Source organism: Vescimonas coprocola, from assembly GCF_018408575.1.
GTDB classification, from domain to species: domain Bacteria; phylum Bacillota; class Clostridia; order Oscillospirales; family Oscillospiraceae; genus Vescimonas; species Vescimonas coprocola.
The window spans coordinates 1,263,079-1,289,718 of the sequence record NZ_AP023418.1; the positions used below are offsets into that span (position 1 = coordinate 1,263,079).

Below are 26,640 nucleotides of genomic sequence, written 5' to 3' on the forward strand. Positions count from 1 at the left end.
ATTTTTACCTCTTATTTCTTGACGTGACGCTCGTTACGCAGCAGCTTGGTGGGCTCCAGATAACGCTGCTTGGTGCCCTCGGCGACCCATGCCACACCGGTCTTCTCAGCCTTCTTCTTGCCCATGCAGACATCGCAGTGGCAATCCTGAACATAGTGCTCAGGCTGGGTGTAGGAGGTGATAACGCCCTCGAAGTTACGCAGGATAACCTTGCGGGGAGTCTCGGAGATCAGGTAGTTGGGCATGACAGGAGTCTTGCCGCCGCCGCCGGGAGCATCCACCACGAAGGTGGGCACGCAATAGCCGGAGGTATGACCACGCAGAGCTTCCATGATCTCGATGCCCTTGGACACGGGAGTACGGAAGTGGCTCAGACCCAGGGAAGGATCGCAGGCGTAGATGTAGTAAGGACGTACACGCATCTTGACCAGGCCGTGAACCAGCTCCATCATGACGTGGGAGCAGTCGTTGACACCGGCCAGCAGCACGGACTGGTTGCCCAGAGGAATACCGGCATCAGCCAGCATGGCGCAGGCCTTGGCGGCTTCGGGAGTGAACTCCTTGGGCGTGTTGAAGTGAGTGTTCAGCCACACAGGATGATACTTCTTCAGCATGGCACACAGCTCAGGAGTGATACGCTGGGGGCACACCACGGGGGTGCGGGAGCCCAGACGGACGATCTCCACGTGAGGAATGGCACGCACACGCTTGATGATGTACTCCAGCGTCTCGTCGGAGACCATCAGGGAGTCACCGCCGGACAGCAGCACGTCACGGACCTCAGGATGAGCGGCCACGTAGTCGATGCACTTGTCGATCTGAGCCATCGGCACCTCGCAGTCATTCTGGCCGGCGAAACGACGACGGGTGCAGTGACGGCAGTACATGGAGCACTGGTCGGTGATCAGCAGCAGCACACGGTCGGGATAGCGGTGGGTCAGGCCGGGGGTGGGGGAGTCGGTATCCTCGTGCAGGGGATCGGCATCCTCGTAATCGGCATACTCCAGCTCCTCAGCACGGGGGATAGCCATCTTACGGATGGGATCGAACGGGTCGTTCAGATCGATCAGGGACAGGTAATAAGGAGTAACTGCCATACGCAGCTTGCCCAGCGTCTTGGCAACACCGGCCTCCTCATCGGGGGTCAGGTTCATGTACTTCTTCAGATCCTCAATCGTCTCAGCACGATTGGCGACCTGCCAATGCCAGTCATTCCACAGATTTTCGGGAACGTCAGCGAACAGACCATTGCGAGTCTTCATATTCGTTTTCTCCTTCAAATATTAAAAATATCGGTTAGCTTTTCCCGTCGCACTGGGCGCACGGGCAACTGTTCCGGCCAGCAGCGTCCTTCCCGCTCCTCAACGGGCCAGACCTCTGCACACCGTTATTTAACCTGCGTGGTGCTCCACGCATTTTCCATTTCTCCTCAACTCTGCGTACCGCCTCCTCAAGCCGCACGCAGCGTTCGGATCTCCCGAAGGCAGGGGGCTCCGAATAAGATGCTTACCTACAGGAGCCCGAAGGCCCCTGTAGGTAAAGCATATCATCGCAGTTTAGCAGTACTTCTCGTCGAACAGCTTGCGCAGCTTGGGATTCTCACGCAGAACATCCAGAGTGATGTTGGCGTGGTTCTTGGTGTAGCCGTTGCCGATGATCATGGTGACATCCTTGCCGATACCCTCAGCGCCCAGAGCAGCCTTGGTGAAGGAGGTAGCCATGGAGAAGAAGTACACCACGCCGTCATCACGGACAGGCAGGATGGCGGACATCTCGCAGGACTCGATGTTCACGCAGCAGATGGACAGGTCATACTCCTTGCCGTCGTTGGCAGCCAGAGCAGCCTCCATGACCTCAACGGGCTTGGTGCAGTCGGCGACGATCACGTCGGTGTACACGCCCAGCTCCAGCAGACCGGGAACCTGCTTGGGGTTACGGACAACGCCCACGACCTTGCCCTTGGGGCCGACCTTCTTCATGGCCTCCCAGCCGCACAGCACGCCGGACTTGCCGTTGGCGCCCAGGATCAGGACGCTGTCACCCTCGTGGGGCAGCTTGCGGGCCTGAGCAGGAGCGCCGGCCACGTCCAGAGCAGCCAGAGCCAGAGGCTCGGACATATCCTCGGGCATCTTGGCATACAGAGCGGACTCGAACAGGATAGCCTTGCCCTCGATGTCCACACGGTCGATATCCTTGTGGATGGCCAGGATCTTGTCGATGCGCAGCGGGGTCATGGACAGGGACACCAGGGAGACGATCTTGTCGCCTTCCTTCAGGTCGAAGCCGGGCTTCTTCTTCAGATCCTCACCGATGTGGGAGACAACGCCCTTGAACATACCGCCGGAACCGGTCACGGGATTCTGCTGCTTACCACGCTCAGCAACGATGCCCAGGATCATCTCGCCGATCTTCTTCTCGTCGCCGCCGCAAGCCTCAGCGATCTGAGTGAAGGAAGCGGAGTCGATGTTCAGGGAGGTCACGTCGCAGACGATCTCGTTGGAGTAGACCTTGGACATATCGTTATCGACCTTCCAAGCAGCCTGGGTCAGAACGCCCTTGGGCTCGATAACACGATGAGTACCGTACTTGTTGCCTTTCAGCTCTGCCATAATATTTTTCCTCCTAAATAAATGTATGAATGAAAGAGTGTTTTTTACTTCAGGGGCTTGAGGCTCAGGATCTCACGAGCCTCAGCGGGAGTGGCGATCTCACGGCCCAGCTCCTTGGCGATGCGGACGACCTTCGCCACCAGTTCACCATTGGAAGCAGCCTTCTGGCCCTTGCCCAGATAGATGTTATCCTCGAAGCCCACACGGACGTTGCCGCCCATGGCGATGGCCGCTGCGGCCATGGTCCAGGCGGAACGGCCCACGCCGGACACGGTCCAGGTGGAGCCAGCGGGGATCTTGCTGGCGAAGAAGGCCAGATTCTCCACGGTTGCGGGAGTGCAGCCGTGGACGCCCAGCACGAAGTTGAACTGCATGGGATGGGCAGGCACCTCACCCTTCTTGGCCATGCCAAGGATGGTGTCAATGTGGCCCAGCTCGAAGCACTCGTACTCGGGCTTGATGTTGTTCTCCAGCATACGCTTGCCGAAGGCACGCATGGTGGGCATGGTGTTGTCGAAAATCTCGTCGCCGAAGTTGCAGGTGCCGCAGTCCAGAGTGGCCATCTCGGGGAACAGCTCAGTGGGCTGCAGACGCTCCTCCGGGGTCATACCGGCAGCGCCGCCGGTGGAGGGGATCATGATGACATCGGGCAGCTCCTTGCGGATGGCGTCCATCACCACACGGAAGCGCTCACGGCCCTGAGTGGGCGTGCCATCGTCCTCACGGACATGGATGTGCAGGATGGCTGCACCGGCCTCGTAGGCGGACTTGGCCTCACGGACCATCTCCTCCACGGTGTAGGGCACAGCGGGGTTCTGCTCCTTGGTGACCTCAGCGCCGCAGATAGCAGCAGTAATAATCAGCTTCTCCATCTTGCCGCTCCCTTACTTCTCGATCTTCTTGCGCTGGCAGTCCTTGGGGGTCACGCAGGTGCCGTGAGCCACGCAGACAACGATGGGCTCGTCCAGCTCGTCAGCAGCGGAAGCGCTGATATCGGTGCGGGCAACGACGACCTTGCGGGCCTCGAAGCGCATGGTGCGGGAGGTGTTGCCGATCTTCTCGATCTCGCCATAGGCCTCAATGTAGTCGCCGGCGTACACGGGAGCCTTGAACTCCACCATGTCGTAAGCGCAGAACAGGCCCTCATCGCCGTCGCACTTGATGAGCAGCTCGGTGGCCACGTCACCGAACAGATGCACCATGTGTGCGCCGTCCACCAGATTTCCGCCGTAGTGAGCATCCTTTGCGCTCATACGCAGCCGCAGGGTAGAAGTGATCTTTTCCATAAGTTTTTCCTCCTTCATAAATTTGGGTCGTTTTCATGAAGTTCCGCCGCTGTGGCCATACCGCTCTTTCGGGCATAAAAAGAGCGCTATCGGTCAAGGCTGACCAATAGCGCTCCACGTCTTTCGACATGACAGTGCCGGCGCTTACACCCCGACCCCAAGGCCATGACATCAGACCCGTCATGCCCTTTCGGCGAAGGACCCCTTCCTGCCCCGCTCTGCGAGTGTCTGTCCTCACGAAGCAGTACCCTGTCCCCCGCACCTCTATTGATTGCGGTATGAACTTCTACGGTCCTCATTATATCGTCTCCGCCGGGGCTTTGTCAAGGTGGCATTGTGACAAAAAAGACAGAGATTTTTTGTGCATGAGATAAAATTTCTGCATCGTTTTCTATGGGTTATGCACAAAGCGATATCCCACGAATACAGCGAAAGCGGGAGGGTATCCCCCCCCCCCGCCTTTATTGGGCATTCTTTCCATTTCTCCGCCCTCCGGCGGCGCATACCGCCCCACAGACGCCGCACGCAGCAGCGGCCAACCACCGCAGAGAGCCTCCGGCATCTTAATACGCCTGCTCGATCTTCTCCAGGATCTCCGGCTTCAGCGACAGCATCCGGCAGATGTTCAGGGCGTCTCTGGGGCAGTCGGACTTCCCCTCCACCCGGTACAGGCCGTAGTTCATGTGCCGTGCGATGACCTGAATGCCGTCGTCGCCGGTAGCCGCCAGCTCCTGCCGGATCTGCTCCGGATCCACGTCCCGCAGTCCGATGATCTGATAGTGCAGCCGGGCGTTCTCTGCCACCTTGTCGTAGTGGGTGGTCAGCAGGGAGATGGCCTTCACCTCGTTGAGGTATTTGGTCACTGCCTGCACGATGACGGCGCCCTCGTCGGGGTTGGTGCCCCGTGCGAACTCATCCAGCAGGAACAGGGAGTAGCCCTGCTCCACCTCCTCCAGCGCCTTCTGGAACTGCACGATCTCCGAGCCGAAGCCGGACAGGCCCGACTGGATGGACTGCAAGTCGTCAAAGAGCATCTTCACGCTGTAAAACAGCGGCATCCGGGCCTTCTTGGCGCAGACCAGAAAGCCCGCCTGCAAAAGCAGCACGTTCAGAGCCACGGTTTTCATCACCACGGACTTACCGCCCATGTTGGCGCCGGTGATAACGGTGGCCCCCTGCTCCAGCCGGATGGACACCGGCACGAAGGACCGTCCCTTCTGCTCCAGCAGGTCGCACAGCTCGGGATTGATCATATCCGTCAGCTCCAACTCCGTCTCCGTGATCTCCGGCCGCACGCCGCCGTAGCGCACGGCAAACAGCGCCTTCTGGATGATGAAGTCCAGCCGGCCCGCCGTGTCGGCGTCCTCCAGCAGATCTCCTGCCAGCGGAGCCAGCGCCTGCCCCATGCTGCGGCGCACCTTGGTCTCCTCGCTGTCCTCCTCGGCACAGACACGGGTCCGGCGGGAGCGCAGCTCCTCCTTCTCGGCATCGGTCTGTGCATGGTGCAGCTGCTCCTCGATCTGCTTCTTGGCCGCACGGATCTCCCTCAGCTTGGGCGTTGCATTGTCGGGGATGTAGAAGCCACGGCTGCGGGTCTTGTCCGGATCCAGGATCTCCAGCGCCTGCGCCGGATCATGGAAGGCCAGCGCCTTAAAGTGGGTAGTCTGGCACACCTGCTGGAACAGGGGGATCAGGCTCTCCAGCCGCTGGAGATATACCTTGATTTCAAACAGCTCCACATGATCCGGGATCTCCAGCGCCTGGCACCGGCGCAGAGAGCCACGAATATCCTTCATCTGGCACAGCATCAGCCCGATCCTGTCGTACAGGGGCTTCAGGGCATCCGCCGCCTTGGCGGCCTGCTCCACGTTATACAGCTCCGTCTCCAGCTCCTCCCGCTCGTCGGGGGAGTAGTAGCGCAGCTTGCGGATCTTCTCCTGACCGAAGGGGCTGCACCCGTGGAGAGTCTCCAGCGCATACTGCAAGCCGATTTTTTCCCTCTCTTCAAAGCGAATATTGATCATGTCAGCTCCTCCTTCACATTGATGACGGGGACATCCACCGCCTCCCGCATCCGTGTCATAAATTCATCCTTGTCGAACTTCCAGCCGTAGGCGGACACCGGGTTGATGGTGACGCACAGGGTCCGGGCGGCCTCCTCCGTCTCCAGCCGCACCTGACGGGTCTGGAGCTTATCCAGCGCATCGCTGCTCAGCAGTACCTTGCTGGGGTCCTTCACCACCAGCCGGGTATTCCGCAGCACACCGGAGCGCAGCAGAGGCATCACCATGGTATCCGTCAGCGCCCCGGAGATCAGAGCCTCGCCGTGATCCTTCAGGCACTTCTCCAGACTCTCCTCCATCTCCGGGGGCATAGTCTCCGCCTTGGGCAGATTCATCAGCCGGTACACATGGGCGGTGTCGGCCACGACCTTGTCGATGCTCATGTGGTATGAGGCCCCGGTGCAGAGAATGACCCCCTCCGCCACAGCCCGTGCGCCCAGAGACTTGCGGCCCAGAGCGCCGTCGATGATGGACTTGTCGGCCCCCATCTCGAAGAACAGCCGGGAGACCTCCTTGAGCTGCGTGGTGATGGACGGCCCTGCCAGCTGGACATTGCCGTCGCTGCGGGCCCGGAAGATCACCACCTCCCCCAGCGGTGTGGGGATGCCGGTGGTCTCCATGATCTCCAGCGTGGTGTCCCCCAGCCGCAGCATATCCTTGGCGGTGGCGATGAGAGTCCCCTCCCGCACGAAGATGCCGGGCTTCTCCGTGCCGGTGACCACGTCGGTGGACTCGCCGTCCCGGCCGATGGAGGTCAGGCCCAGCGTCCCCTGCAGGCGGTCGTGGTGCAGCATCCAGTTGAGCATGGTGGTTTTTCCGGCATTCTTGCACATTCCCACGATGGACATGGTCTGAACGCCGTTGAGCAGCTGTAACAGCTCTGCGGACATATCTACATACCCCTTCCGGTCAAATTTCAGTCAAATATAGATTATAGCGTATTTCGCCGGAAAAAGAAAGAGGAAAAACAAATTCTCCCTCTTTTCCGCCCCATTCCATGTAAAATACCGGAAAACCTCTGTCCCGCTCCACGGCGGAGGTTGTTTTATGGGAGAAACTGGCGTATAATAAAATGGAATATGCCAAGAAGTATAAGGAGGACCCTCCATGAAACTGATGGTCATCGACGGCAACAGCATCGTCAACCGGGCCTATTATGGCATCCGCCCCCTGTCCACACGGGACGGGCTATATACCCATGCCATCTATGGCTTTCTCACCACCCTCCAGCGGCTGCTGGACGAGGAGCAGCCGGAGGCGCTGTGCGTCACCTTCGACCGCCGGGAGCCCACCTTCCGCCATCAGGCGGATGAACGCTACAAGGCCCAGCGCAAGGGGATGCCGGAGGAGCTGGCCATGCAGCTGCCGTATCTGAAGCAGGTGCTCTCCGCCATGAACATCCCCCAGTACGACCTCACCGGCTACGAGGCCGACGATCTCATCGGCACCATCAGCCGCCGCTGCGAGGCGGCCGGCTGGGACTGCGTCATCGTCACCGGCGATAAGGACAGTCTCCAGCTCATCACCCCCCACACCAAGGTGAAGCTGGTGTCCACCCGCATGGGCCAGACCACCACCAAGGACATGACGGAGGAGACCTTCCGGGAGCAGTACGGCTTCGCCCCCATCCACATGATCGACCTGAAGGCCCTCATGGGCGACGCCTCCGACAACATCCCCGGCGTCCCCGGCGTGGGGGAAAAGACCGCCATGGCACTGGTGCAGCAGTATCATTCCGTGGCGGAGCTGTACCGCCTGCTGCCGGAGATCGACGCCAAGCCCGGCGTCATCAAAAAGCTGCAGGAGGGCAGGGAGAGCGCCGAGCACTCCCGGTATCTGGCCACCATTGTCACCGATGCCCCGCTGAACTTCACCCCGGAGGACAACCTCCGCCGCCCCTTTGCTCCGGAGCTCTATGACCTGCTGCTGAAGCTGGAGTTTCAGAAGCTCATCGACCGGTATGGCCTCACCCCCCACCGGGACACCGAGGCCGCCCCGGAGTATACCGTCACCGTGGAGCCGCTGGAGACGGAGCAGCAGGCCCAGGCCCTGCTGGCCCAGTGGCGTCAGGCGGACTATGTGACCGTCTACGCCCTACCGGACCTCTCCGTTCTCTCCGTCCAGTGGGATACCGGATCGCACACCTCCGCCGCAGCCGAGCTGGACCAGAACCGCTATACCGGCGACTGGCACGCCCTGCTGACCGCCCTGTTCTCCGCCGATATCCGAAAAGTCGGTCACCACATCAAGGACACCATGCGGGCGCTGCTGGAGCAGGACCTCCCCATAGAGGGCTATGGGTTCGATACGGCGCTGGCCGCCTACCTGCTGGATGCCACCGCCGGAAGCTACGACCTCCAGCGGCTGTTCGTGACCTACTATAATGAAGAACTGCCCAAGCCCCTGCATCTGGAGCCGGATGCCTTTGCCCCGCTGGCGGATACCGCTTCGGCGTGGGCGGCCCTCCACAGCTACTGCTCCGCCGTGGAGGCCCTGTATGAGACCCTGCCCCCCAAGCTGGAGGAGCTGGGCATGAAGGAGCTGTATCACACCGTGGAATTGCCTCTCTGCCCGGTACTGGCCCGGATGGAGCAGCGGGGCTTTCTGGTGGACGCCAAGGCGCTGTCGGACTTCGGCGAGAGCCTCACCGGCACCATCCGCCAGCTGGAGCAGCGGATCTATGACGCCGCCGGGGCTCCCTTCAACATCAACTCCCCCAAGCAGCTGGGCAAGGTGCTCTTTGAGGATCTCCAGCTGCCCCACGGCAAGAAAACCAAAACCGGCTGGTCCACCAACGCCGACGTGCTGGAAAAGCTCCGCTGGCAGCACCCCATTGTGGCGGACGTATTGGAATACCGGCAGTACAGCAAGCTGAAAAGCACCTATGCCGACGGTCTGCTGAAGGTCATCGACGCCGACGGCCGCATCCGCACCAGCTTCCAGATGACGGTAACGGCCACCGGCCGCTTGTCCTCCACGGAGCCCAACCTCCAGAACATCCCCACCCGCACGGAGCTGGGCAGCCAGATGCGCCGGATGTTCGTGGCGGCGCCGGGGAATCTGCTGGTGGATGCCGACTACTCCCAGATCGAGCTGCGGCTGCTGGCTCACATCTCCGGCGACGAGGTGATGCAGCAGGCCTTCCGTTCCGGGGAGGACTTCCATACCCTCACCGCCTCCAAGGTGTTCCACGTACCGCCGGAGGAGGTGACTCACCAGATGCGCTCACGGGCCAAGGCCGTGAACTTCGGCATCGTCTACGGCATTTCCCCCTTCTCCCTGTCTCAGGATATCGGCGTCACCGTGGCCGAGGCCAAGGAGTATATGGAGCGCTACTTCGCCACCTACACCGGCGTCCGCCGGTATATGACGGAGGTGGTGGAGCAGGCCCGGCAGCAGGGCTACGTCGCCACTCTCTTCGGGCGGCGTCGGGCGCTGCCGGAGCTGAAGAGCTCTAACTTCAACCTCCGCTCCTTCGGGGAGCGGGTGGCGCTGAATATGCCCATTCAGGGTACGGCAGCGGACATCATGAAGCTGGCCATGATCCGGGTGGAGCATCGGCTCTCCGGCGAGGGTCTGGCCGCCCGGCTCATCATGCAGGTCCACGATGAACTCATCGTGGAGTGTCCGGCAGCGGAGGCCCCCCGTGTCGAGGCCCTTTTACAAGAGGAAATGCAGGGTGTCGCCCAGCTGTCCGTCCCCCTGCCCGCCGATGCCCACAGCGGCCCCGACTGGCTCTCCGCCAAGGGCTGAACAATTTGACAGATATCGAGGTCATCCTATGAACAACATCAAGATCGTACCCATGAACGCCGACCATCTGGAGTCGCTGGAGCGACTGGAGCGCATCTGCTTCTCCCGCCCCTGGTCCCGGAAGATGCTGGCGGAGGAGCTGGAAAACCAGTGCGCTGCCTTTCTGGTGGCGGAGGACGCCGTCACCGGCGACGTGCTGGGCTATACCGGGCTGCTGGTGGCTGCCGACGAGGGCTATATCACCAACGTGGCGGTGTTCCCGGAACAGCGCCGCCGGGGCATCGCCGGGCAGCTGCTGCAGGTCTTTCTCAACTTCGCTGAGGCCAACCATCTGGCCTTTCTGACGTTGGAGGTACGCCCCTCCAACACCGCCGCCATCGCCCTGTATCAGGGCTTCGACTTTCAGGAGGCTGGCCGCCGCAAGAACTACTATGACCTCCCCAAGGAGGATGCCCTGATCCTCACCCGGCGTTTTGACGAGGAGGCGGCACAATGAACATTCTGGCCTTTGAATCCTCCTGCGACGAGACTGCCGTGGCAGTGGTGCGGGACGGACGCACGGTCCTCTCCGACGCCATCCTCTCTCAGGCGGATATGCACGCCCTCTACGGCGGCGTCGTGCCGGAGATCGCCTCCCGCAAGCACGTGGAGGCCATTGCCGGCCTGACGGATCAGGCGCTGTCCGATGCCGGGCTCACCAAGAGCGACGTGGACGCCGTGGCCGTCACCTATGCCCCCGGCCTCATCGGCGCCGTGCTGGTGGGGGTCAGCTTCGCCAAGTCCGTGGCCTATGCGCTGGACGTGCCGCTGATCCCGGTCCACCACGTCCGTGGCCACATTGCCGCCAACTATCTGGCCTTCCCGGAGCTGGAGCCACCCTTTCTGGCGCTGGCCATCTCCGGCGGCAACACCCTCATCGTAGATGTCCGGGACTATACGGACATGGCGATCTTAGGGGCCACACGGGACGACGCTGCCGGTGAGTGCTTCGACAAGGCGGCCCGTGTGCTGGGCCTGCCCTACCCCGGCGGCAAGCCCATGGATGCTCTGGCCCAGCAGTCCCCCGGCGGCAAGTATACCCTGCCTCGTGTCCATGTGGAGGGAGCGGAACTGGATATGAGTTTTTCGGGTCTGAAAACGGCGGTGGTGAATCTGGCCCACAATGCCCAGCAAAAGGGCGAGCCTCTGGATGCTGCGGCGCTGGCCCGTGACTTCACACAGGCCGTCAGCGACGAGCTGGTCCCCCGTGCCATGGAGGCCGCCCGCCGTACCGGACGGCGCACCATCGTGGCCGCCGGAGGCGTGGCCGCCAACTCCATCATCCGGGGCGATCTGGAGCGGGCCTGCCGTCAGGCGGGCTGCCGGCTGTACCTGCCGCCTCTGCGGCTGTGCGGCGATAACGGGGCTATGATCGGCGCACAGGGCTACTATGAGTATCTGGCGGGACATACGGCGGATCTCTCCCTGAACGCCTACGCCACACGGGATCTGGATCGTGGATAAAATTGCACGAAAGGGAGCGACCTCTGTATGGCCGCTCCCCTTCTTTTCGGCTCTCTCCAAGTTATGGTAACTCCCCGTCTACTCACAGGAAAAACGCCTTTACATTTTTACATTATGTAAATTATATTCACCTTTCTGTTCCGGTGTAAAACTGCGTTTGCGCCCTGTGGAAAAACCGGTGCATAATGTGGAAAACCTTTTTCCGACAAGGTTTTTTCCGGTGTGGAAAAGTCTGTGGATAATGTGAATAACTCTTTGTAAAGGTTTATTTACAAATGAATTATGTAAAACTCAGGCGAATCCTCCCCCATCCTGTCGCCGTGTAAAAAAGTCCGGTTTTTCATGGATTCTCTCCTCTTTTCCGCACCATTTTCCAAAGGGGCTTTTGGGGTGTTTTGGACGGGCTTTGTGGATTCTGTACGCACCGGGGTTTCTTTTGTCGCAAAACTTTGGTGCCGATTACGTTATGTATTATTCACCCCGGAATTTTTAGTTGACAAATCCCCGAAAATGTGGCACAATACAAGGCGTGGCTGTGCCCTGCGTGCGGTGCAGTATATAGCCCCACCCTCCTATTTTGCTTGTGTGGCTCAGTTGGTAGAGCAGCTCACTCGTAATGAGCAGGTCGCCGGTTCGAGTCCGGCCACAAGCTCCAAAAGAAGGCATCTGTCCAAATGCAGATGCCTTCTTTTTATATTCTCTTTTGGCTGCAACCTATGCAGCAAGAAGCCCCCGGCCACTGGCCGGGGACTTCTTATTCGCTTTAGGTTACGCCTTGCGCTTCTTGCCCACCAGAGCAGCGCCCAGCAGAGTGGTCATGCACATGACCGTCAGCCACAGCGCCACACCGGCATCGCCGGTAGCGGGCTTATCAGGCTGCTCCGGCTGAGAGGGCTTTTCAGCATCCTTCTTCAGCTGGGCCAGCTTCGCCTCGGCGCCCAGCAGGGTCTGGTAGTTCCCCACCTGCTCCTTCTGTGCGTCGGTCAGAGCATCATAAGCATCACGGGCAGCCTTGATAGCCTCCTCGCTGTCGAGGGTCACCGTGCCGATGGCATCGATCAGCTTCTCCACAGCGTCGGCAGCCTTCAGATCAGCCAGCTTGGCCTCGGCGTCCAGCAGGGTCTGGTAGTTCCCCACCAGTTCCTTCTGGGCATCGGTCAGAGCATCATAAGCGTCACGGGCAGCCTTGATAGCCTCCTCGCTGTCGAGGGTCACCGTACCGATGGCATCGATCAGCTTCTCCACAGCGTCGACAGCCTTCAGATCAGCCAGCTTGGCCTCGGCGTCCAGCAGGGTCTGGTAGTTCCCCACCAGTTCCTTCTGGGCATCGGTCAGAGCATCATAAGCGTCACGGGCAGCCTTGATAGCCTCCTCGCTGTCGAGGGTCACCGTACCGATGGCATCGATCAGCTTCTCCACAGCGTCGACAGCCTTCAGGTCGGCCAGCTTGGCCTCGGCGTCCAGCAGGGTCTGGTAGTTCCCCACCTGAGCCTTCTGCTCCTCGGTCAGAGCATCATAAGCACCACGGGCAGCCTTGATAGCCTCCTCGCTGTCGAGGGTCACCGTACCGATAGCATCGATCAGCTTCTCCACAGCGTCGGCGGCATAGCCGGGCAGCTTCAAGGTCACCTGAGGCAGCTGAGCCAGCACGCTGGCGGTGGCGGTACCGTGCTGCATCCCCATGCCCTCGGCGTAGGTCACGATACGATGGGTGGGCTTGCCGGGGTAGCCGCCCACCTTGATGGCGCCGTTCAGCTCATAGGTCAGGCCCTCCTGATCCGCCGGAACGGTGATGGAGATGCGCTGACGGGCGGGGTTGCCGCTGAAGTCATACACGCCGTAGTAGCTGCCGGGATTGGACTGGAAGGAGTTGCCGTCGCCGTCGGTGTAGTACAGGGAGAAGTTGTGGTTATACACACCCGCCATCTTCTCCTTGGGGCTCACCAGCCCGGTAAACTGCAGCTGCACCGTCTCGCCGGGCTTGACCTCGGCATTCTCCGGCAGCTCATTGCCCTCGGCGTCCAACAGCTTGTAGCTGACGCCACGGGCGGTGATGACCTGATAGGTGGCCACGCCGTCCTTTTCTACCCGGACGATATGGCGGCCGGTGGTGAGGTTCGCCACCGTCACGGCGCCGGTCTCGGCGTCCACGGTGACCCCCTCGGAGGTAAAGCCGTTGAAGGTCATGGTCTTACCCACGGTGGAGCGGGCCACGGTAACGGTGCAGCCGCTCTCCGGAGTGAAGGTGTAGCTGGCGCCGTCGGTGCCCAGATAGAACAGGATGTCGTGCTCGGCATCCAGCTGCTTCTGCTCGTCCTTGGTGACGCCGACATCCATACGATCCATGAGCATATTGGTCTGGATGGCGGTGCCGTCAGCACCCACGGACACCACAAACACACCGGTGAACTCCGGCCAGATGGCGGAGAAGGTCTTATCGGCGGTGCTGCTCTGCCCCTGCTTATGGGTCATGGCGTCGTAGGTGACCTTCACCAGCGCCGTACCCTGATGGTTGGCGGTCATATAGGCCAGGCAGCTGTTGTCGGCATTGGGAGCGATGCTCACCACGTCGCTGGGCTTACCGTCGAAGTCCACCACCTCGTAGTGGGCATCCGGCAGGGCGATCTTGGCGTTCATGAAGCCCTCAATGGCCTGCCAGTTACGGAACACATCCAACTCATAGGTGTCGCCGGCGTTCATGTTCATGTAGCCCTTGGCGTTGATGTTCAGATACACGTTGCCCAGATCGTAGGTATTCTTATCGAACCGGCTGACGGTATCCTTGTTGAAATCGTCGTCCATATGCAGATCGGCACGGGTCACGACGATATCCTGATCGGCGGTCCACTTGTTGAAGTCCCAATAGGTCACACCGTCGGGATTCTGCACCCGAACGAAGTGGTTCAGGCTGGTCTCCGGCACCCGATAGGTCACGGTGACGGTGTCGCCGTCCTGAGTGGAGATGCTGTTCTCCTGCGGACGGAGGAACTCATAGGTATAGTAGTTGCCGAAGGTACCCACGCTGACGGTAGAGCCGGCAGGAGCCGTCACCTTCACAGCAAAGGCCTTGGGTACGGAGATATCGAAGGACTGAGCGCCGCCGCCCACCTTCGTGACAACGGTCTTGGTGCCAACGTTGTAATTCGCAGTGTGCTCCTCGGAGGGGATCAGGTTCACCGTCACGGTATCCGTCTCCACGAAGATACCCGTGGTGCGGAGGTTGCCGTAAACGGTTCCGCTGCCCAGCGTGGCAGTGCGCTTCACGCCGTCGGCGGTGGTCAGCTGATAGTCGATGGTGTAGTCGGTGCCTGCCACCCAGCCGCTGTTGCGGGCATAGATCTCATAGGCACGCTGTACGGAAACAGAGGTGGTATCATCAGCGATGACCATCTCCATGCCGCCGTTGCAGTCCTTGTTGGCGTCGTAGCCCTCCACCCAATAGGTGCCGGAGGCCAGCTTTGCTGTGTACTTCAGCCCGTAGCCGTCCGCCTCGGTGCTGATGCCGGACAGCAGATCCTGCGTCCCCTTCACGCCATCCTTGTAGGTGTACAGCTTCAGGCTGTTCAGCTGTGCGTTGTGCAGGCCCTTCAGCTCCACAGTATGTGCGTTGCCGGTGACCATCTGGATGGGAGCGCTGGGGTTCATCAGCGCATAGGTCGTATGCGTGTGATAGGTGGCGGTGGTGGCCACCAGATAACCGGTCGCCACACCCTCCACCACGGTGAAGGTCGCCTTGCCGTTTTCATCGGTCACCACGCCGTCAATGGGCTTAATGGTGCCGGTGGTCATATCCAGCCATGCCAGGCCTACGCCCTCCAGCGGCTGGGCATTGGCCTGCGTGGCGTCGGGATCCAGTGCCTTCACGCCCTTGACGGTAACGGTGATGTCCTCACCGGAGGTCATGGTGGCCGGAACGTCCAGCCAGGTGTAGTAGTCGTTCTGGTTCTCGGCGTCGCTGCCCACAAAGTAGTCCAGCACATCGCCGTCCAGCAGCTTGGTATCCGTCACCTTGGGCCGGGCAGTGCCTGCCTCATTGGTGGGGAAATCGTTGTTGATATAGAAGCCGTGGAAGCCGGTCTCACGGCCAAAGACCTTGCTCTCCCAATCGGTGTTGGGATCAATGACCAGATATTGCTTGGCCGTTGCCGGGGTAAACTTATCCCCATAAACCATCTCATGGGCCGCCACCAGCGCATCCAGCACGGAGACGCCCTCCACCTTGTCGGTGAAGCCGTACTTCTCGGCGGTATTGCTGGCCACCTGCACCTCGCTGATGCTGTGCAGATAGGCGTTGTCCGCCTGAGAGCGGATGGTCAGCCCCAGCGTCTCCACGGGCTTGCCCGCCACCTTGCGGATGTAGTCGCTGGGATTCATCAGAGCGTACACGTCATCGCCGCTCTGGGCTACCAGATAGCCGGTGGCCTCGCTGCCCACGGTGAAGGTGGCCTGACCGTCCTTGTCCGTCACAACATCCTTGATGGGCTTGATGTAGCCGTCTGCGTCCACCCAAGCCAGACCCACGCCCTCCAGGGGCCGGGCAGCGGCCTTCAGCTCCGCAGCATCCTTATAGCGATAGCCCTCCACGGCATAGAAGCCCTTCACCGTCACGGTGATGGCCTCACCCGTCACCATGGTCTCCGGGACATCGATCCACGTATAGTAGTCGGAATAAGCATCCTCGTCGGCATAGAAGAAGAAATCCACGGTGTCGCCGTCCTTGAGCTTGGTGTTGACCACCGTGGTGCCATTATAGCCGGGGCCGGAGGGTGCCTTGGTGCCGTCATTGGGATAGCCGGCGTTGACATAGAAGCCGCAGACATAGGTCTCCGTGCCGTACAGCTTGGTGATAAAGCCGCTGCTGCTGACCTCCAGGAAATCCTTGGCGGTTTCCGGGGTAAAGTCGTCGCCGAAGGTCAGCTCGTGGGAGACCACCAGCGCATCCAGAGCGGAAACGCCCTCCACCTTGTCGGTGTAGCCGTACTTCTCCGCCTCACCGCCGGTAAGCTCACTCACCATGGGCTGGTGCAGCCATGCGCCGCCGTCCTGCGCCCGAACCAGCACCTTGGTGTTGGCGGGAGTAACAGGCTTGTCGTCCGACTTCACCTTCACGTTGACGGTGTAGACCTGTGCCGGCTCATTGTCGTTGTTCATATTGGGCCAGCTGGGGTCGCCGCACTTGACGGTGATGGTGGTACCGTCCACAGTGGGAACCATCGCCGTGCGCTTATACTCCGTCTCGCCCACATAGGTCCTGACCTGATAGTTCTTGTTGCTGGCGGTGGGGGTGACCAGCACGCTGTCGGTCCCCTTGTCCACCGTCAGGGTATACTCATGGGTGTCCGGGTCGAAGGCGGGGGACAGCTCACCGGCGCTGAAGGTCAGGGCCTTCACCGTCTTGATGTGATTGTCCCAGCTGCCGCCCAGGTCGGCGCCGTAGCCATTGCGGGTATACATGATCCGGATCTCGTCGCCGGATCCCAGCGTTCCGTCCGCCACGGTGAAGGCCCCAAAGCCTTGGTTGGTGAACCAATCATTCAGGGTGCCCATCCAGCCGGACATGGAGCCGCCGTCGAATTCACCCAGACCCTCGATAGAGCTGATGTAGTTGTTCTCGGCGCCTGTCTGCTCGCAGCCGTTCTTTTCCAGTGCCTCTACCACACAGCCCATCATGGTAGAATCTTCATTCAGATCTATCCATTCCTCCACCAGTGTCCCTTCCCAGGGAGCGCCCTCGGCTTCCGGGTAGGTGGTGTTCTCCACGATGACATGAACCTGTCCGTCGTGGTTGTCCGCCGCAAAAACGCTCATGGGTACCAGAGACAGTACCATCACCAGCGTCAGAAGCAGCGATACAATGCGTTTCTTCATTCGTTTTTGTCCTCTCTTTTACAAATTTATTTTGAAGGCGGATGCCCAAAAAATACAGTACACATAAGAAGGAGGCGGGAGGGGTGGCTGAAACCCCTCCTGCCCTTATGGAAATGGACGGTTTGACCGCCCCTCGGCTTGCGTTTTTGTTCCATGCGGGCCTGTGGCTGCCGGCACCGCACGAAAAGCACCCCCTGCCCATGGCAGAAAGTCCTGTTTTCGCTTTTGCGCAACAAAAAAGCACGATCCAAGCGGGACCGTGCAAGCTGCAAAGCGTTTCACGATTCGGCTTCGGTGATGGCAAAACCAAGGCACAGAGCTCGGTGTATCTGACTTATCCTGTCTCAGCAGGCATCACAGTGACCAACTCGCCGGGCTTCTCACCCGATTCCGCCGCCGACGCACAAGGCGCCGGACGCTCTGTCCTTTTATTGACTTGCCCCCATTATATACGCCCCGGCGACAAAAAGCAAGCACTATTTTTTCTTTTCGCCGGAATGGCCGCCATTCTACCGTGGAGAACGGATTGACACAAAAAGGCACAGACTTTATTGGGCCGCTGAAAATTCTCTCATATGCTAAGCCTGTCATTCCGAGACCAGTCCGCAGGCTGGTCGTGGGAATCCGTTCCCTCTTTGCAGGTTTTCTTTTTCGCTCCAGCGGGTGATTTTCTTTTGTAGGGCCCGTGCCTCCGGCGGCCCACTTTTCCCAGCAGCTGGAAAAGTGGGCAAAAGCACACACCGTCGTGTCAGCCGACTTCCAGCCACGTTGTGGCGTGAAAATCGGGACACTTCCTCGAAATCGCCTCGCTGTATCCGCCACAGGCGGCGCTTCGGCGGTTTCCTCGCAATGACACCATGCAAGGAAGTGTAGACTTTATTGGGCTGCCGAAAATTCTCTCATATGCTAAACCCGTCATTCCGAGACCAGTCCGCAGGCTGGTCGTGGGAATCCGTTCCCTCTTTGCAGGTTTTCTTTTTCGCTCCAGCGGGTGATTTTCTCTTGTAGGGAACGTGCCTCCGACGGCCCACTTTTCCCACCATCTGGAAAAGTGGGCAAAAGCACACACCGTCGTGTCAGCCGATTTCCAGCCACGTTGTGGCGTGAAAATCGGGACACTTCCTCGAAACCACCTCGCTTCATCCGCCACAGGCGGCGCTTCGGCGGTTTCCTCGCAATGACACCATGCAAGGAAGTGTAGACTTTATTGGGCCGCTGAAAATTCTCTCATATGCTAAATCCGTCATTCCGAGACCAGTCCGCAGGCTGGTCGTGGGAATCCGTTCCCTCTTTGCAGGTTTTCTTTTTCGCTCCAGCGGGTGATTTTCTTTTGTAGGGACCGTGCCTCCGACGGCCCTCTTTTCCCAGCAGTAGTTTCTTGTTTGCCTCCGGCGGCATACTTTTTGTCAACAGCGACAAAAAGTATGCAAAAAACGCCGTTTGAAACCGATGGTTTCAAAACTTCCTTTACCTCCAAGCGCTGCATTCGTTATGGGCCAAGGGAATTGACTCAGCAACAGCCCCGCTCCCGCTCCGGCGAAGGGGCGTGTGGGTCTATGGTTGGGAGTAGGGATTCCCACAGCCAGCGCTCACACTCCCCGTCCCCACAGTAGAACAGAAATCTCTTTCAACCACCCAGCGTAGCGGCAGCGTAAGTAGAAAATACGCCAATTCCCTGCTTCGGCGGGATTCAGGATGCAACTCTTGCACACAAAAGAGGAAGTCTTGAAACCTTAGGTTTCAAGTGGCGTTCTTTGGTAACTTTCTTTCGCTATTGAAAGAAAGTTACCCGTCGGAGACAACAAAAAAGAGAAATATCATGGACCGCTGAAAGCTACCTTCACAAATATAGCCCACCATTGCGAAGCCAGCGCTCACACCGCCCGTGGCAATCCGTCCCCCACGGTAGAGCATCAGGCTTCTTCAACTGCCCACGTAGCGGCAGCGTAAGTAGAAATACGCCACTTCCCTGCTTCGGCGGGATTCAGGATGCAGCTCTTGCACACAAAAGAGGAAGTCTTGAAACCTTAGGTTTCAAGTGGCGTTCTTTGATAACTTTCTTTCGCTATTGAAAGAAAGTTACCCGTCGGAGACAACAAAAAAGAGAAGGATCATGGACCGCTGAAGGCACAAACGGAATCTTCGACAGACTTTTTGCTTGGGAACCCATCTCCGCATAGAACAAGAGACCGGCAGGGATGCCGGTCTCTTGTAAAAAGCCTTTCTTGCCGTGGAACCGGTGCAGCCGGACGACGCAGGCAGAACATATCTCCCGCCTTTACAGATCCTCCTGCGTGGCCACCGCCGTACCGCCCAGCCCGAAGTCCTCCTCCACGCTGCCGCCGTCCCGGCGCAGCATGGTCTCCATCACCCGGATATCGCTGTCCACATCCATGGCGTCGGCGTGGTACAGGGCATCCAGCTGGCGCTCGAAGCCCGCCATGATGCTGTCCATGGTGCGGCGGATCTTCTCCTTTGCCTGGGTAAGGTTCTCGCCGCTGACCCCCGCCTCCTCGAAGTCGGCATAGGAGTCCAGCAGCTTCTCCGTGGTGGGCAGGTAATAGTTCAGGAAGGTGGCTGCCTGATTCTTCTTGGCGGGGTCCTCCTCCACCAGCTTCAGGATCTTCCCGGCGATCTCCTCCAGCCGGTCGATTTTCCGGCTCAGCTCCGGGTCTGCGATACGGTCGTTGGAGCGGCGGATGCTGCGGAGCATCCCGGAGTAGCCCTCCTCCGCCTCCTGCGGCACCTGCGGAGCCTCGCGCTGCCGCTCCTGCCGTCCCTGATCCTCCGCCGCCTCATGGCTGCGGAACAGCATCCCCCGGCCCAGATCCAGATAGGCCTCCTCGCCCCACAGGCCCTTTTCCAGCATGGCCTGCAGATCCCGCTCCGCCCGGCGCTCGGATACCTCCGCCGCACGGGCCAGACTGGCGACCGAGATGCTGCTGCGCTTGCCTGCGATCCGCAGATAGGAGGCGTAGCGCCGGTGACGGCGGGTCATGGAGCCGCTGCCGATCAGCAGTCCGATGCCGCCGGCCAACAGGCCCGTGGGATAGAACAGGCCCTCTAAAAAGTACTTCACATAGTGCAGCTGGAAGCCGTCCTCCAGCCAGAACAGGTTATCCGCCACGCCGTTGAAGAACGCCACGGCGCCCACGATGGTCAGCAGAATACCGGCGATCTTCATCCTCTTGGCGCTCTTGGCGGAATATTGGGGCGTCTGGGTGGCCTTCTGGATGGCGGCACTGGCCTTCCTGGTCGTGGTGGATGCGGTCTTGGCGGCAGCCTTTCGCCGCTTGGGGTCCGACAGCTTGGAAATCAGCATGATCAGGCCCACCGGCCACAGGCCGGTGCAGAAAAAGATACCTGTCATGATCCAGAAGCCCAGATCTATCCCGGAGTTGTCGTTCTTACTGCGGGAGCTGGTGCTGCTTCGGGAGCTGGTGGTCGTGCTGCGGGAGCGTGTGGTAGTCTTGCCGGTGGTGCTTTTGATGGTCGTTGTTTTCCCGGTGGCGCTTTTACCGCTGCTGCTTTCGTCGGCAGTTGTCTTTCCCGTACTGTCGGCCGCAGCCTCACCGGCCGTAGCGGCAGAGGAGCCGCCGGTATGGACCTCGACGTTTTTCTCGCCGCCCTCCTTGGAGTAGCTGTAAGAATAGGTGTAGCTATATTCTCCGGTCTGGCTGTTGTCCTTGTCAGTCATGGGTGTTCTCCTCTCCCCGCTTTCTCAGCTTGCGCTTGTTGCCGTTCTCATCCACCACCCAGGTGTTATCCAGTTCCCGTGCCAGATTCCCCACCACGGTGTCGATATACTCCCGGCGTAGGGCAGCCCGCTCCTGCGTCTCCTCCGGAGTCAGCCCCTCCGGAGTCCTGGCCTTCTTTGCCAGCTCATTGATCCGGTCTATCTTCTTCTGATCCATATGATATTTACCCGCCTTTCCGCCCAAATCGGACGAATCCATATACCGAAAAATGTCCGTAAAACGTCCACAAAATGTCCAAAATATCCGCAATGTCCACAAAATATCCCAAATAAGCCATCCGCAGCAAAATGATCCGCAGCAGGATATCCGCAGTCGGGACGGTGCCGTCAGAGGTAGCGCTTGACGGTGATAAACACCCTTCCCTTTTTCGTCTGATTCCCCACTTCCTCCAGCACGCACTTACCAAGGCCCCGGAGAGTCAGCACGTCGCCCTGCACCACCTGCCGGTCCGGCTTCTGCCAGTCCGTCCAGTTCACCTGCACCTTGCCGGAGGTGACGGCCTCCGCCGCCTTGCTGCGGCTCAGGGAAAAGCCCACCGACAGAACACTGTCCAGCCGCAGGGAGGACACGGTATCCCGCAGCAGCTTCACCTTCTCCTCCGGCACCTGAAGCTCCGTGGGACCGATGGGCTGCACCTTCAGCCGTACCCGGCCGGCGCTGTCCCAGCTATCCAGCAGGAAGCGGCGCACCGGCTCCGTCACCAGCACATCCACCGACTGCTCTGCCACCAGAATATCCCCCACGGATTCTCTGGTAACACCCAGCCCCATCAGGCTGCCCAGCACGTCCCGGTGGGTCAGGCTGTTGGGTTCATAGAAGGTGGCCCGCAGAGCGGCCACGGCCTCGAAGTCCGGTTCCGTCTGCCAATCCGGCAGGAAGTGGGCCTGCCGCCGCTGGGCGGTGTCGTAGCCACCCCATAGAAGCCAGCCCTCCCGGACATCCAGCGCCCCCATCAGGCGGCGCACCAGCTCCTGCTCCGCCGGGGAGAGGAAGCCCGTCACCACCGGGATGTTCCTGCGGCGGCACTGCTCGTATTTATCCCAGACCCTTCCCAGCAGCAGGCGCTCGTCACCGTTTGCCGCCAGTCGGTCCAACAGAGCCCGTTTATCCATGGTTCTCCCCCAGATTCTGCGTGTGGTACAGCCGGGCGTAGGCCCCGTTCTCCGCCAGCAGCTGGGCATGGCTGCCCTGCTCGGCAATGCGGCCGTCCTGCACCACCAGAATCCGGTGGGCGGAGCGGATGGTGGAGAGCCGGTGGGCAATGATGAGGGTGGTGCGGCCCTGGCTCAGTTGGTCAAAGGCCCCTTGAATTTTTGCCTCGGTGACGCTGTCCAGCGCCGAGGTGGCCTCGTCCAAAATGAGGATGGCCGGGTCCTTCAGGAAGATGCGGGCGATGGCCACCCGCTGCTTCTGGCCGCCGGAGAGCATGGCCCCCCGCTCCCCCACATAGGTGTCGAAGCCCTGAGGCATGGTCCGGATATCCTCCAGCAGCTCCGCCCGGTGGGCCGCCTGCTCCACCTCCTCGTCGGTGGCGTCGGGGCGGCCGTAGCGGATGTTCTCCCGAATGGTATCGGCAAAGAGGAACACGTCCTGCTGCACGATGCCGATGGCCCGGCGCAGGGAGCGCTGGGTCACCTGCCGCACGTCCAGCCCATCCACCCGGATGCTGCCCTCCGTGACGTCATAGAACCGGGGTACCAGCTGGCACAGGGTGCTCTTGCCGCCGCCGGAGGGGCCTACGATGGCCACCGTCTCCCCGGCGGCCACGGTGAGATCGATGTCGTGAAGGACCTCGCTGCTGCCCGGATAGGTGAAGCTGACATGATCCAGCTCCACCTCGCCCCGAACCTGCGACAGCTCCACGGCGTCGGGGGCGTCCTGAATGGTGGGCTCCGTGGCCATCAGTTCAATGAACCGGTGAAGGCCCGCAAAGCCGTTGGAGAACATCTCGGCAAAGTTGGCCAGCTTGCGGATGGGGCTGATGAAGGTGGTGATATACAGGCTGAAGGTAATGAGCCCCACATAGTCCATCTGCCCCTTCATGATGAGCCAGCCGCCCACGGCGATGACCGCCACGGACAGGATGCAGATGAAGAACTCCATGCTGGCGTTGAAAAGGCCCATCTCTTTATGAAAGCCACGCTTGGCGGTCTTGAATATCTCGTTGGCGCCGTCAAATCGGGTCTGCTGCTTCTCCTCATTGGCGAAGGCCTTGGTGGTGCGGACACCGGAGAGACCGGACTCGATCTCGGCGTTGATGACGCCGGTTTTCTGCTTGGCCGCGCGGGAGGCGGCGCTCATCTGGCGGCGGCGGTACATGACCACCACCATGAAAATGGGGATGATGAGACTCACCACCAGCGCCAGACGCCACTGGATGGAGAACATGACGATCAGGGCGCCCACGATGGTCACTGCGGAGATGAACAGATCCTCCGGGCCGTGGTGGGCCAGTTCCGTCACCTCGAACAGGTCGGAGGTCAGGCGGCTCATCAGCTGGCCGGTGCGGTTGCGGTCGTAGAAGTCGAAGCCCAGCTCCTGCATATGGCGGAACAGATCCCGGCGGATATCCGCCTCCACCCGGATGCCGAAGGTGTGGCCCCAATAGCCCACCACGAAGCACAGAAAGGAGCGCAGCACAAAGGCCAGCACCACAATACCCATGACGATGAAGAAAGTGCGGTACTGCTGCTGGGGCAGCCACTGGTACATGGCGGTACGGGAGATCAGGGGAAAGGCCAGATCCACCAGAGAGATCATGAAAGCGCAGATGATATCCAATGCGAAGAGCCGGCGGTGGGGCCGGAAATAACTGAGGAAAATGGCCAGAGGCCGCTTGGTCTGAAAATCCTTGGTGGTCATGGTGCGCTGAATCTCCTGTTCATATACTTGCCGCAGCGCAAAAGGCGATGCAGATTTGATTTTTTATTATACCATGTTTTTTTCCGCATAGCAAGCGGTGGCCGGTGGGAGTTTTGATCGAAAGCAAATCAAAACCTCCGGCTAAGCCGGAGGTTTGACCAGGCCCTATAAGGGCCCATTACGGACGAAGCCCCTTAAGGGGCCCGAAAGGTCTGCCGACCGCATTCCTTTCTCGGGCTACCCTTTAAGGGGTTTTTATCTATGCCTTGGGATTCTTACTACCCGTAAACGGGTCTATAAATTCCTTTATGCTAATCTGGTCAGACATTTTGTCCTCCTCCAACTGTTTCTATGTACGCCTTTATCGCTTTCTTGTTTCGGCCTACCGTATCCACAAAATACCCTCTTGCCCAAAAGTGTCTATTCCCGTACTCATACTTCAGGTTGGCATGTCGGTCACATATCATCAGGCTGCTCTTTCCTTTCAGGTATCCCATAATCTGGGATACGCTGTACTTCGGCGGGATGCTTATCAACATGTGGATGTGGTCTGGGCATGCTTGTGCTTCTATGATTTCTACGCTCTTTTGCTGGCACAACTTCCGCAGTATGATCCCTATGTCCTCTTTTATCTTTCCGTAAACCTCCATCCGCCTATATTTCAGCGCAAACACCACATGGTATTGGCAACGCCAGCTGGTATGTTCTAAACTACTTACATCTACTTCTTTCATGTATTAGTCTCCTTGTTTTTGTAAGCTTTGGTCGGTAAACCTCTTTCTTTACTCTAACTCGGAGACTTTTTCTTGTCTACTTTTCCCCTCGCCATAGGCTATTTTTCCCCCCGGCAGAGCCGGGGGTTGTCTTTGATGGCCAATGCGGAGACGGCTGCCGACAGGCATACCGGCAGCTGTCTCCCCGCCCCCTTACAGGGGTGTTTCCTTGTCCTCTGTCGGTGCTTTTTCATGTCTTACAAAGTGAATTTTTTGCTGTATTCCTCGTAATAGCGGGCGAAGGAGTCGGATTTCATATCCTTGACGCTCTTCAAATACTCGTGGGTATCGAAGGCGTCAGACTCCAGCTCGATCATGGCCACGGCGATATTGGAGCAGTGGTCCGCCACCCGCTCATAGTTGGTGAGCAGATCGTTGAACACGAAGCCCTGACTCAGGGTACACACGCCCTTTTGCAGACGGTCCACATGGTGCAGCTTCAGCTCGTCGCACAGGCCGTCGATGATCTCCTCCAGCGGCTCTACCCGGCTGGCGGCGGCCAGATCCCCCTCCACAAAGGCGTGGATGGAGAGGTAGAGGATTTCGGAGACGGCATCCTCCATCACCTTCAGCTCCCGGCTGGCCTCCTCCGAGAAGGCCATGCCCTTGCTGTGGATCTCCTGCGCCACCTCGGAGATGTTCAGGGCGTGGTCGGAGATGCGCTCGAAGTCGGAGATGGTATGCAGATACTTGGATACCTCCTCACTCTGACGGGCGGTGAGTTCCTTACCGGTGATCTTCATGAGATAGGTACCCAGCCGGTCCTCATAGCGGTCCACGGTGGACTCTGTCTCCGCCACGGCCCGGAAGCCCTTGTCGCTGTACTGATGCACCAGCGCCATGGCGGCCAGCAGATTCTCCATGGCGCACTGAGCCATGGCGTCGGTGACCTGACGGCTCTGCTCGATGGCCAGCGCCGGGTGCTGCAGGAAGCGCTCCTCCAGACGGTCCATCTTCTGGCGCTCCCGGCTGCTCTCGGAGTCGTCCGGCACCAGCATACATACCAGCTTCTCCAGCAGGCCGATGAGGGGCATCAGGGCCACCACCGTGGCCAGACGGAACAGGGTGTTCGCCAGAGCGATGGACACGGTGGTCATGGTGGTATCCATGAAGTCAAAATGCACCACGGCATTGACGGCATAAAAGATGCAGCCCCAGATCACCACACCCAGCACGTCGATGAGCAGATAGACGAAGGCCGTGCGCTTGCCGCTGACGTTGGCACCCAGCGCCGACAGCAGCACCGGCACCGCAGCGCCGATGGCAATCCCCATGATAATAGGAAGGGCAATTTCAAAGGTGACGGCTCCGGTGGCGGCCAGCGCCTGCAGGATACCCACGGCGGCGGAGGCACTCTGGATGACGCTGGTGAACACGATGCCCACCAGAATTCCCAGCAGAGGGTTAGCGAAGGAGGTCATGGCGTTGATGAACACCGCACTCTCCCGCAGGGGCTCCACGGCGCCGCTCATGGCGGTCATGCCGTACATCAGCACGGCAAAGCCCAGCAGGATCTCCCCCACATGGCGGGTGGTCTGCTTCCTGCTGATCATCCGCAGCAGGGTGCCGATGGTGGCCATCAGGGCCGTCAGAGTGGAAGTGCTCAGCAGGGCCACCCAGCCGCCGCCGGAGAGGTTGCTGAGGCACAGCACCCAGCCGGTAACGCTGGTGCCCAAGATGGCGCCCAGCACGATGCCGATGGCCTGATTGACCTTCATCATGCCGGAGTTGACGAAGCCCACCACCATCACCGAGGTGGCGGAGGAGGACTGGATCACCGCCGTGACACCGGTCCCCAGCAGGACCCCCTTGATGGGCGTGCTGGTGAGGTTATACAACACCAGCTCCAGTTGATTGCCTGCTACCTTCTTCAGGGCATCGCCCATGATGGACATACCGAACAGGAACAGGGCCACGCCGCCCAGCAGGGAAATGAAATCAGAAACGCTCAAAACGCATTCCCTCCCAGTTTATTTGATTCAACAGGATATAGTATAACGTAAAAAACTCCGGCTGTCGACAGAAACTATGGAATAATTTGTGGAAAAAAGCATAAAGATTTGCAGCGGTTCTATACCCCTCCCACAGAAGTTTCCCGGCAAACGGAATGCAGCCTTGTCATACGGGGCAGACTATGGTATAATACTCTATCATGAAATTACGCT

16 protein-coding genes, 1 tRNA gene, 1 pseudogene and 1 riboswitch are annotated in these 26,640 nt (G+C 59.7%); of the genes and pseudogenes, 5 read left to right on the forward strand and 13 right to left on the reverse strand.

Annotated elements, in window-relative coordinates:
- Positions 1 to 11: 11 nt before the first annotated feature.
- From kamA to kamB, 6 genes are all read right to left on the reverse strand, one after another.
- Positions 12 to 1,262, reverse strand: coding sequence for a lysine 2,3-aminomutase (kamA, locus tag KJS28_RS06210; protein WP_213542180.1), 1,251 nt, complete (start codon positions 1,260 to 1,262; stop codon positions 12 to 14).
- 294 nt (positions 1,263 to 1,556) lie between these two features.
- Positions 1,557 to 2,609 carry an L-erythro-3,5-diaminohexanoate dehydrogenase gene (gene kdd, locus KJS28_RS06215; RefSeq protein ID WP_021859459.1) on the reverse strand — a complete coding sequence of 351 codons (1,053 nt, stop codon included), beginning with the start codon at positions 2,607 to 2,609 and terminating at the stop codon, positions 1,557 to 1,559.
- Positions 2,610 to 2,653: 44 nt separating this feature from the next.
- Complete coding sequence (gene kce / locus KJS28_RS06220; RefSeq protein WP_021859458.1) at positions 2,654 to 3,481, reverse strand: 3-keto-5-aminohexanoate cleavage enzyme; 828 nt, start codon at positions 3,479 to 3,481, stop codon at positions 2,654 to 2,656.
- 12 nt (positions 3,482 to 3,493) lie between these two features.
- Positions 3,494 to 3,886, reverse strand: coding sequence for a 3-aminobutyryl-CoA ammonia lyase (gene kal, locus KJS28_RS06225; RefSeq protein WP_213542229.1), 393 nt, complete (start codon positions 3,884 to 3,886; stop codon positions 3,494 to 3,496).
- A 108-nt stretch (positions 3,887 to 3,994) separates the two neighbouring features.
- Positions 3,995 to 4,170: riboswitch (Lysine riboswitch) on the reverse strand.
- Positions 4,171 to 4,458: 288 nt separating this feature from the next.
- Entirely contained in the window at positions 4,459 to 5,919 is a 1,461-nt protein-coding gene (kamC, locus tag KJS28_RS06230) for a lysine 5,6-aminomutase reactivase ATPase KamC (protein ID WP_213542181.1), read from the reverse strand.
- Entirely contained in the window at positions 5,916 to 6,848 is a 933-nt protein-coding gene (kamB, locus tag KJS28_RS06235) for a lysine 5,6-aminomutase reactivase subunit KamB (RefSeq protein WP_213542182.1), read from the reverse strand. Before kamB ends, kamC begins: the two co-directional genes overlap by 4 nt.
- Positions 6,849 to 7,065: 217 nt before the next feature.
- Between kamB and polA the strand changes: the two genes are divergently transcribed.
- The 4 genes from polA to KJS28_RS06255 all read left to right on the forward strand — a co-directional run bounded on the left by polA (position 7,066) and on the right by KJS28_RS06255 (position 11,869).
- Entirely contained in the window at positions 7,066 to 9,711 is a 2,646-nt protein-coding gene (gene polA, locus KJS28_RS06240) for a DNA polymerase I (RefSeq protein WP_213542183.1), read from the forward strand.
- 28 nt (positions 9,712 to 9,739) lie between these two features.
- The gene (gene rimI, locus KJS28_RS06245) at positions 9,740 to 10,207 is read left to right on the forward strand and encodes a ribosomal protein S18-alanine N-acetyltransferase (RefSeq protein WP_213542184.1); all 468 of its coding nucleotides are present in this window, start codon (positions 9,740 to 9,742) and stop codon (positions 10,205 to 10,207) included.
- Positions 10,204 to 11,214, forward strand: coding sequence for a tRNA (adenosine(37)-N6)-threonylcarbamoyltransferase complex transferase subunit TsaD (tsaD, locus tag KJS28_RS06250; protein ID WP_213542185.1), 1,011 nt, complete (start codon positions 10,204 to 10,206; stop codon positions 11,212 to 11,214). Before rimI ends, tsaD begins: the two co-directional genes overlap by 4 nt.
- Positions 11,215 to 11,793: 579 nt before the next feature.
- A tRNA-Thr gene (locus KJS28_RS06255) sits at positions 11,794 to 11,869 on the forward strand.
- 113 nt (positions 11,870 to 11,982) lie between these two features.
- Here KJS28_RS06255 and KJS28_RS06260 read toward each other — a convergent pair.
- On the reverse strand, positions 11,983 to 17,082 hold the full coding sequence (locus KJS28_RS06260) for a cadherin-like beta sandwich domain-containing protein (RefSeq protein ID WP_213542186.1): 5,100 nt from the start codon (positions 17,080 to 17,082) through the stop codon (positions 11,983 to 11,985).
- A gap of 83 nt (positions 17,083 to 17,165) precedes the next feature.
- On the opposite strand from KJS28_RS06260, the gene KJS28_RS06265 reads away from it, so the two are divergent.
- Positions 17,166 to 17,612 carry a hypothetical protein gene (locus KJS28_RS06265; protein ID WP_213540275.1) on the forward strand — a complete coding sequence of 149 codons (447 nt, stop codon included), beginning with the start codon at positions 17,166 to 17,168 and terminating at the stop codon, positions 17,610 to 17,612.
- Between the two features lie 1,748 nt (positions 17,613 to 19,360).
- Here KJS28_RS06265 and KJS28_RS06270 read toward each other — a convergent pair.
- From KJS28_RS06270 to KJS28_RS06295, 6 genes and pseudogenes are all read right to left on the reverse strand, one after another.
- Positions 19,361 to 20,779 carry a 5-bromo-4-chloroindolyl phosphate hydrolysis family protein gene (locus KJS28_RS06270; RefSeq protein ID WP_213540276.1) on the reverse strand — a complete coding sequence of 473 codons (1,419 nt, stop codon included), beginning with the start codon at positions 20,777 to 20,779 and terminating at the stop codon, positions 19,361 to 19,363.
- On the reverse strand, positions 20,772 to 20,996 hold the full coding sequence (locus KJS28_RS06275; protein WP_213540277.1) for a DUF896 domain-containing protein: 225 nt from the start codon (positions 20,994 to 20,996) through the stop codon (positions 20,772 to 20,774). The genes KJS28_RS06270 and KJS28_RS06275 overlap by 8 nt, the downstream gene beginning before the upstream one ends.
- Before the next feature lie 170 nt (positions 20,997 to 21,166).
- The gene (locus KJS28_RS06280) at positions 21,167 to 21,952 is read right to left on the reverse strand and encodes a YlmH family RNA-binding protein (RefSeq protein WP_213540278.1); all 786 of its coding nucleotides are present in this window, start codon (positions 21,950 to 21,952) and stop codon (positions 21,167 to 21,169) included.
- The gene (locus tag KJS28_RS06285; RefSeq protein ID WP_213540279.1) at positions 21,945 to 23,702 is read right to left on the reverse strand and encodes an ABC transporter ATP-binding protein; all 1,758 of its coding nucleotides are present in this window, start codon (positions 23,700 to 23,702) and stop codon (positions 21,945 to 21,947) included. Before KJS28_RS06285 ends, KJS28_RS06280 begins: the two co-directional genes overlap by 8 nt.
- A 259-nt stretch (positions 23,703 to 23,961) precedes the next feature.
- A pseudogene (gene tnpA / locus KJS28_RS06290) lies at positions 23,962 to 24,436 on the reverse strand (IS200/IS605 family transposase).
- A gap of 236 nt (positions 24,437 to 24,672) precedes the next feature.
- The gene (locus tag KJS28_RS06295; protein ID WP_213540280.1) at positions 24,673 to 26,427 is read right to left on the reverse strand and encodes a Na/Pi cotransporter family protein; all 1,755 of its coding nucleotides are present in this window, start codon (positions 26,425 to 26,427) and stop codon (positions 24,673 to 24,675) included.
- Between the last annotated feature and the right edge of the window lie 213 nt (positions 26,428 to 26,640).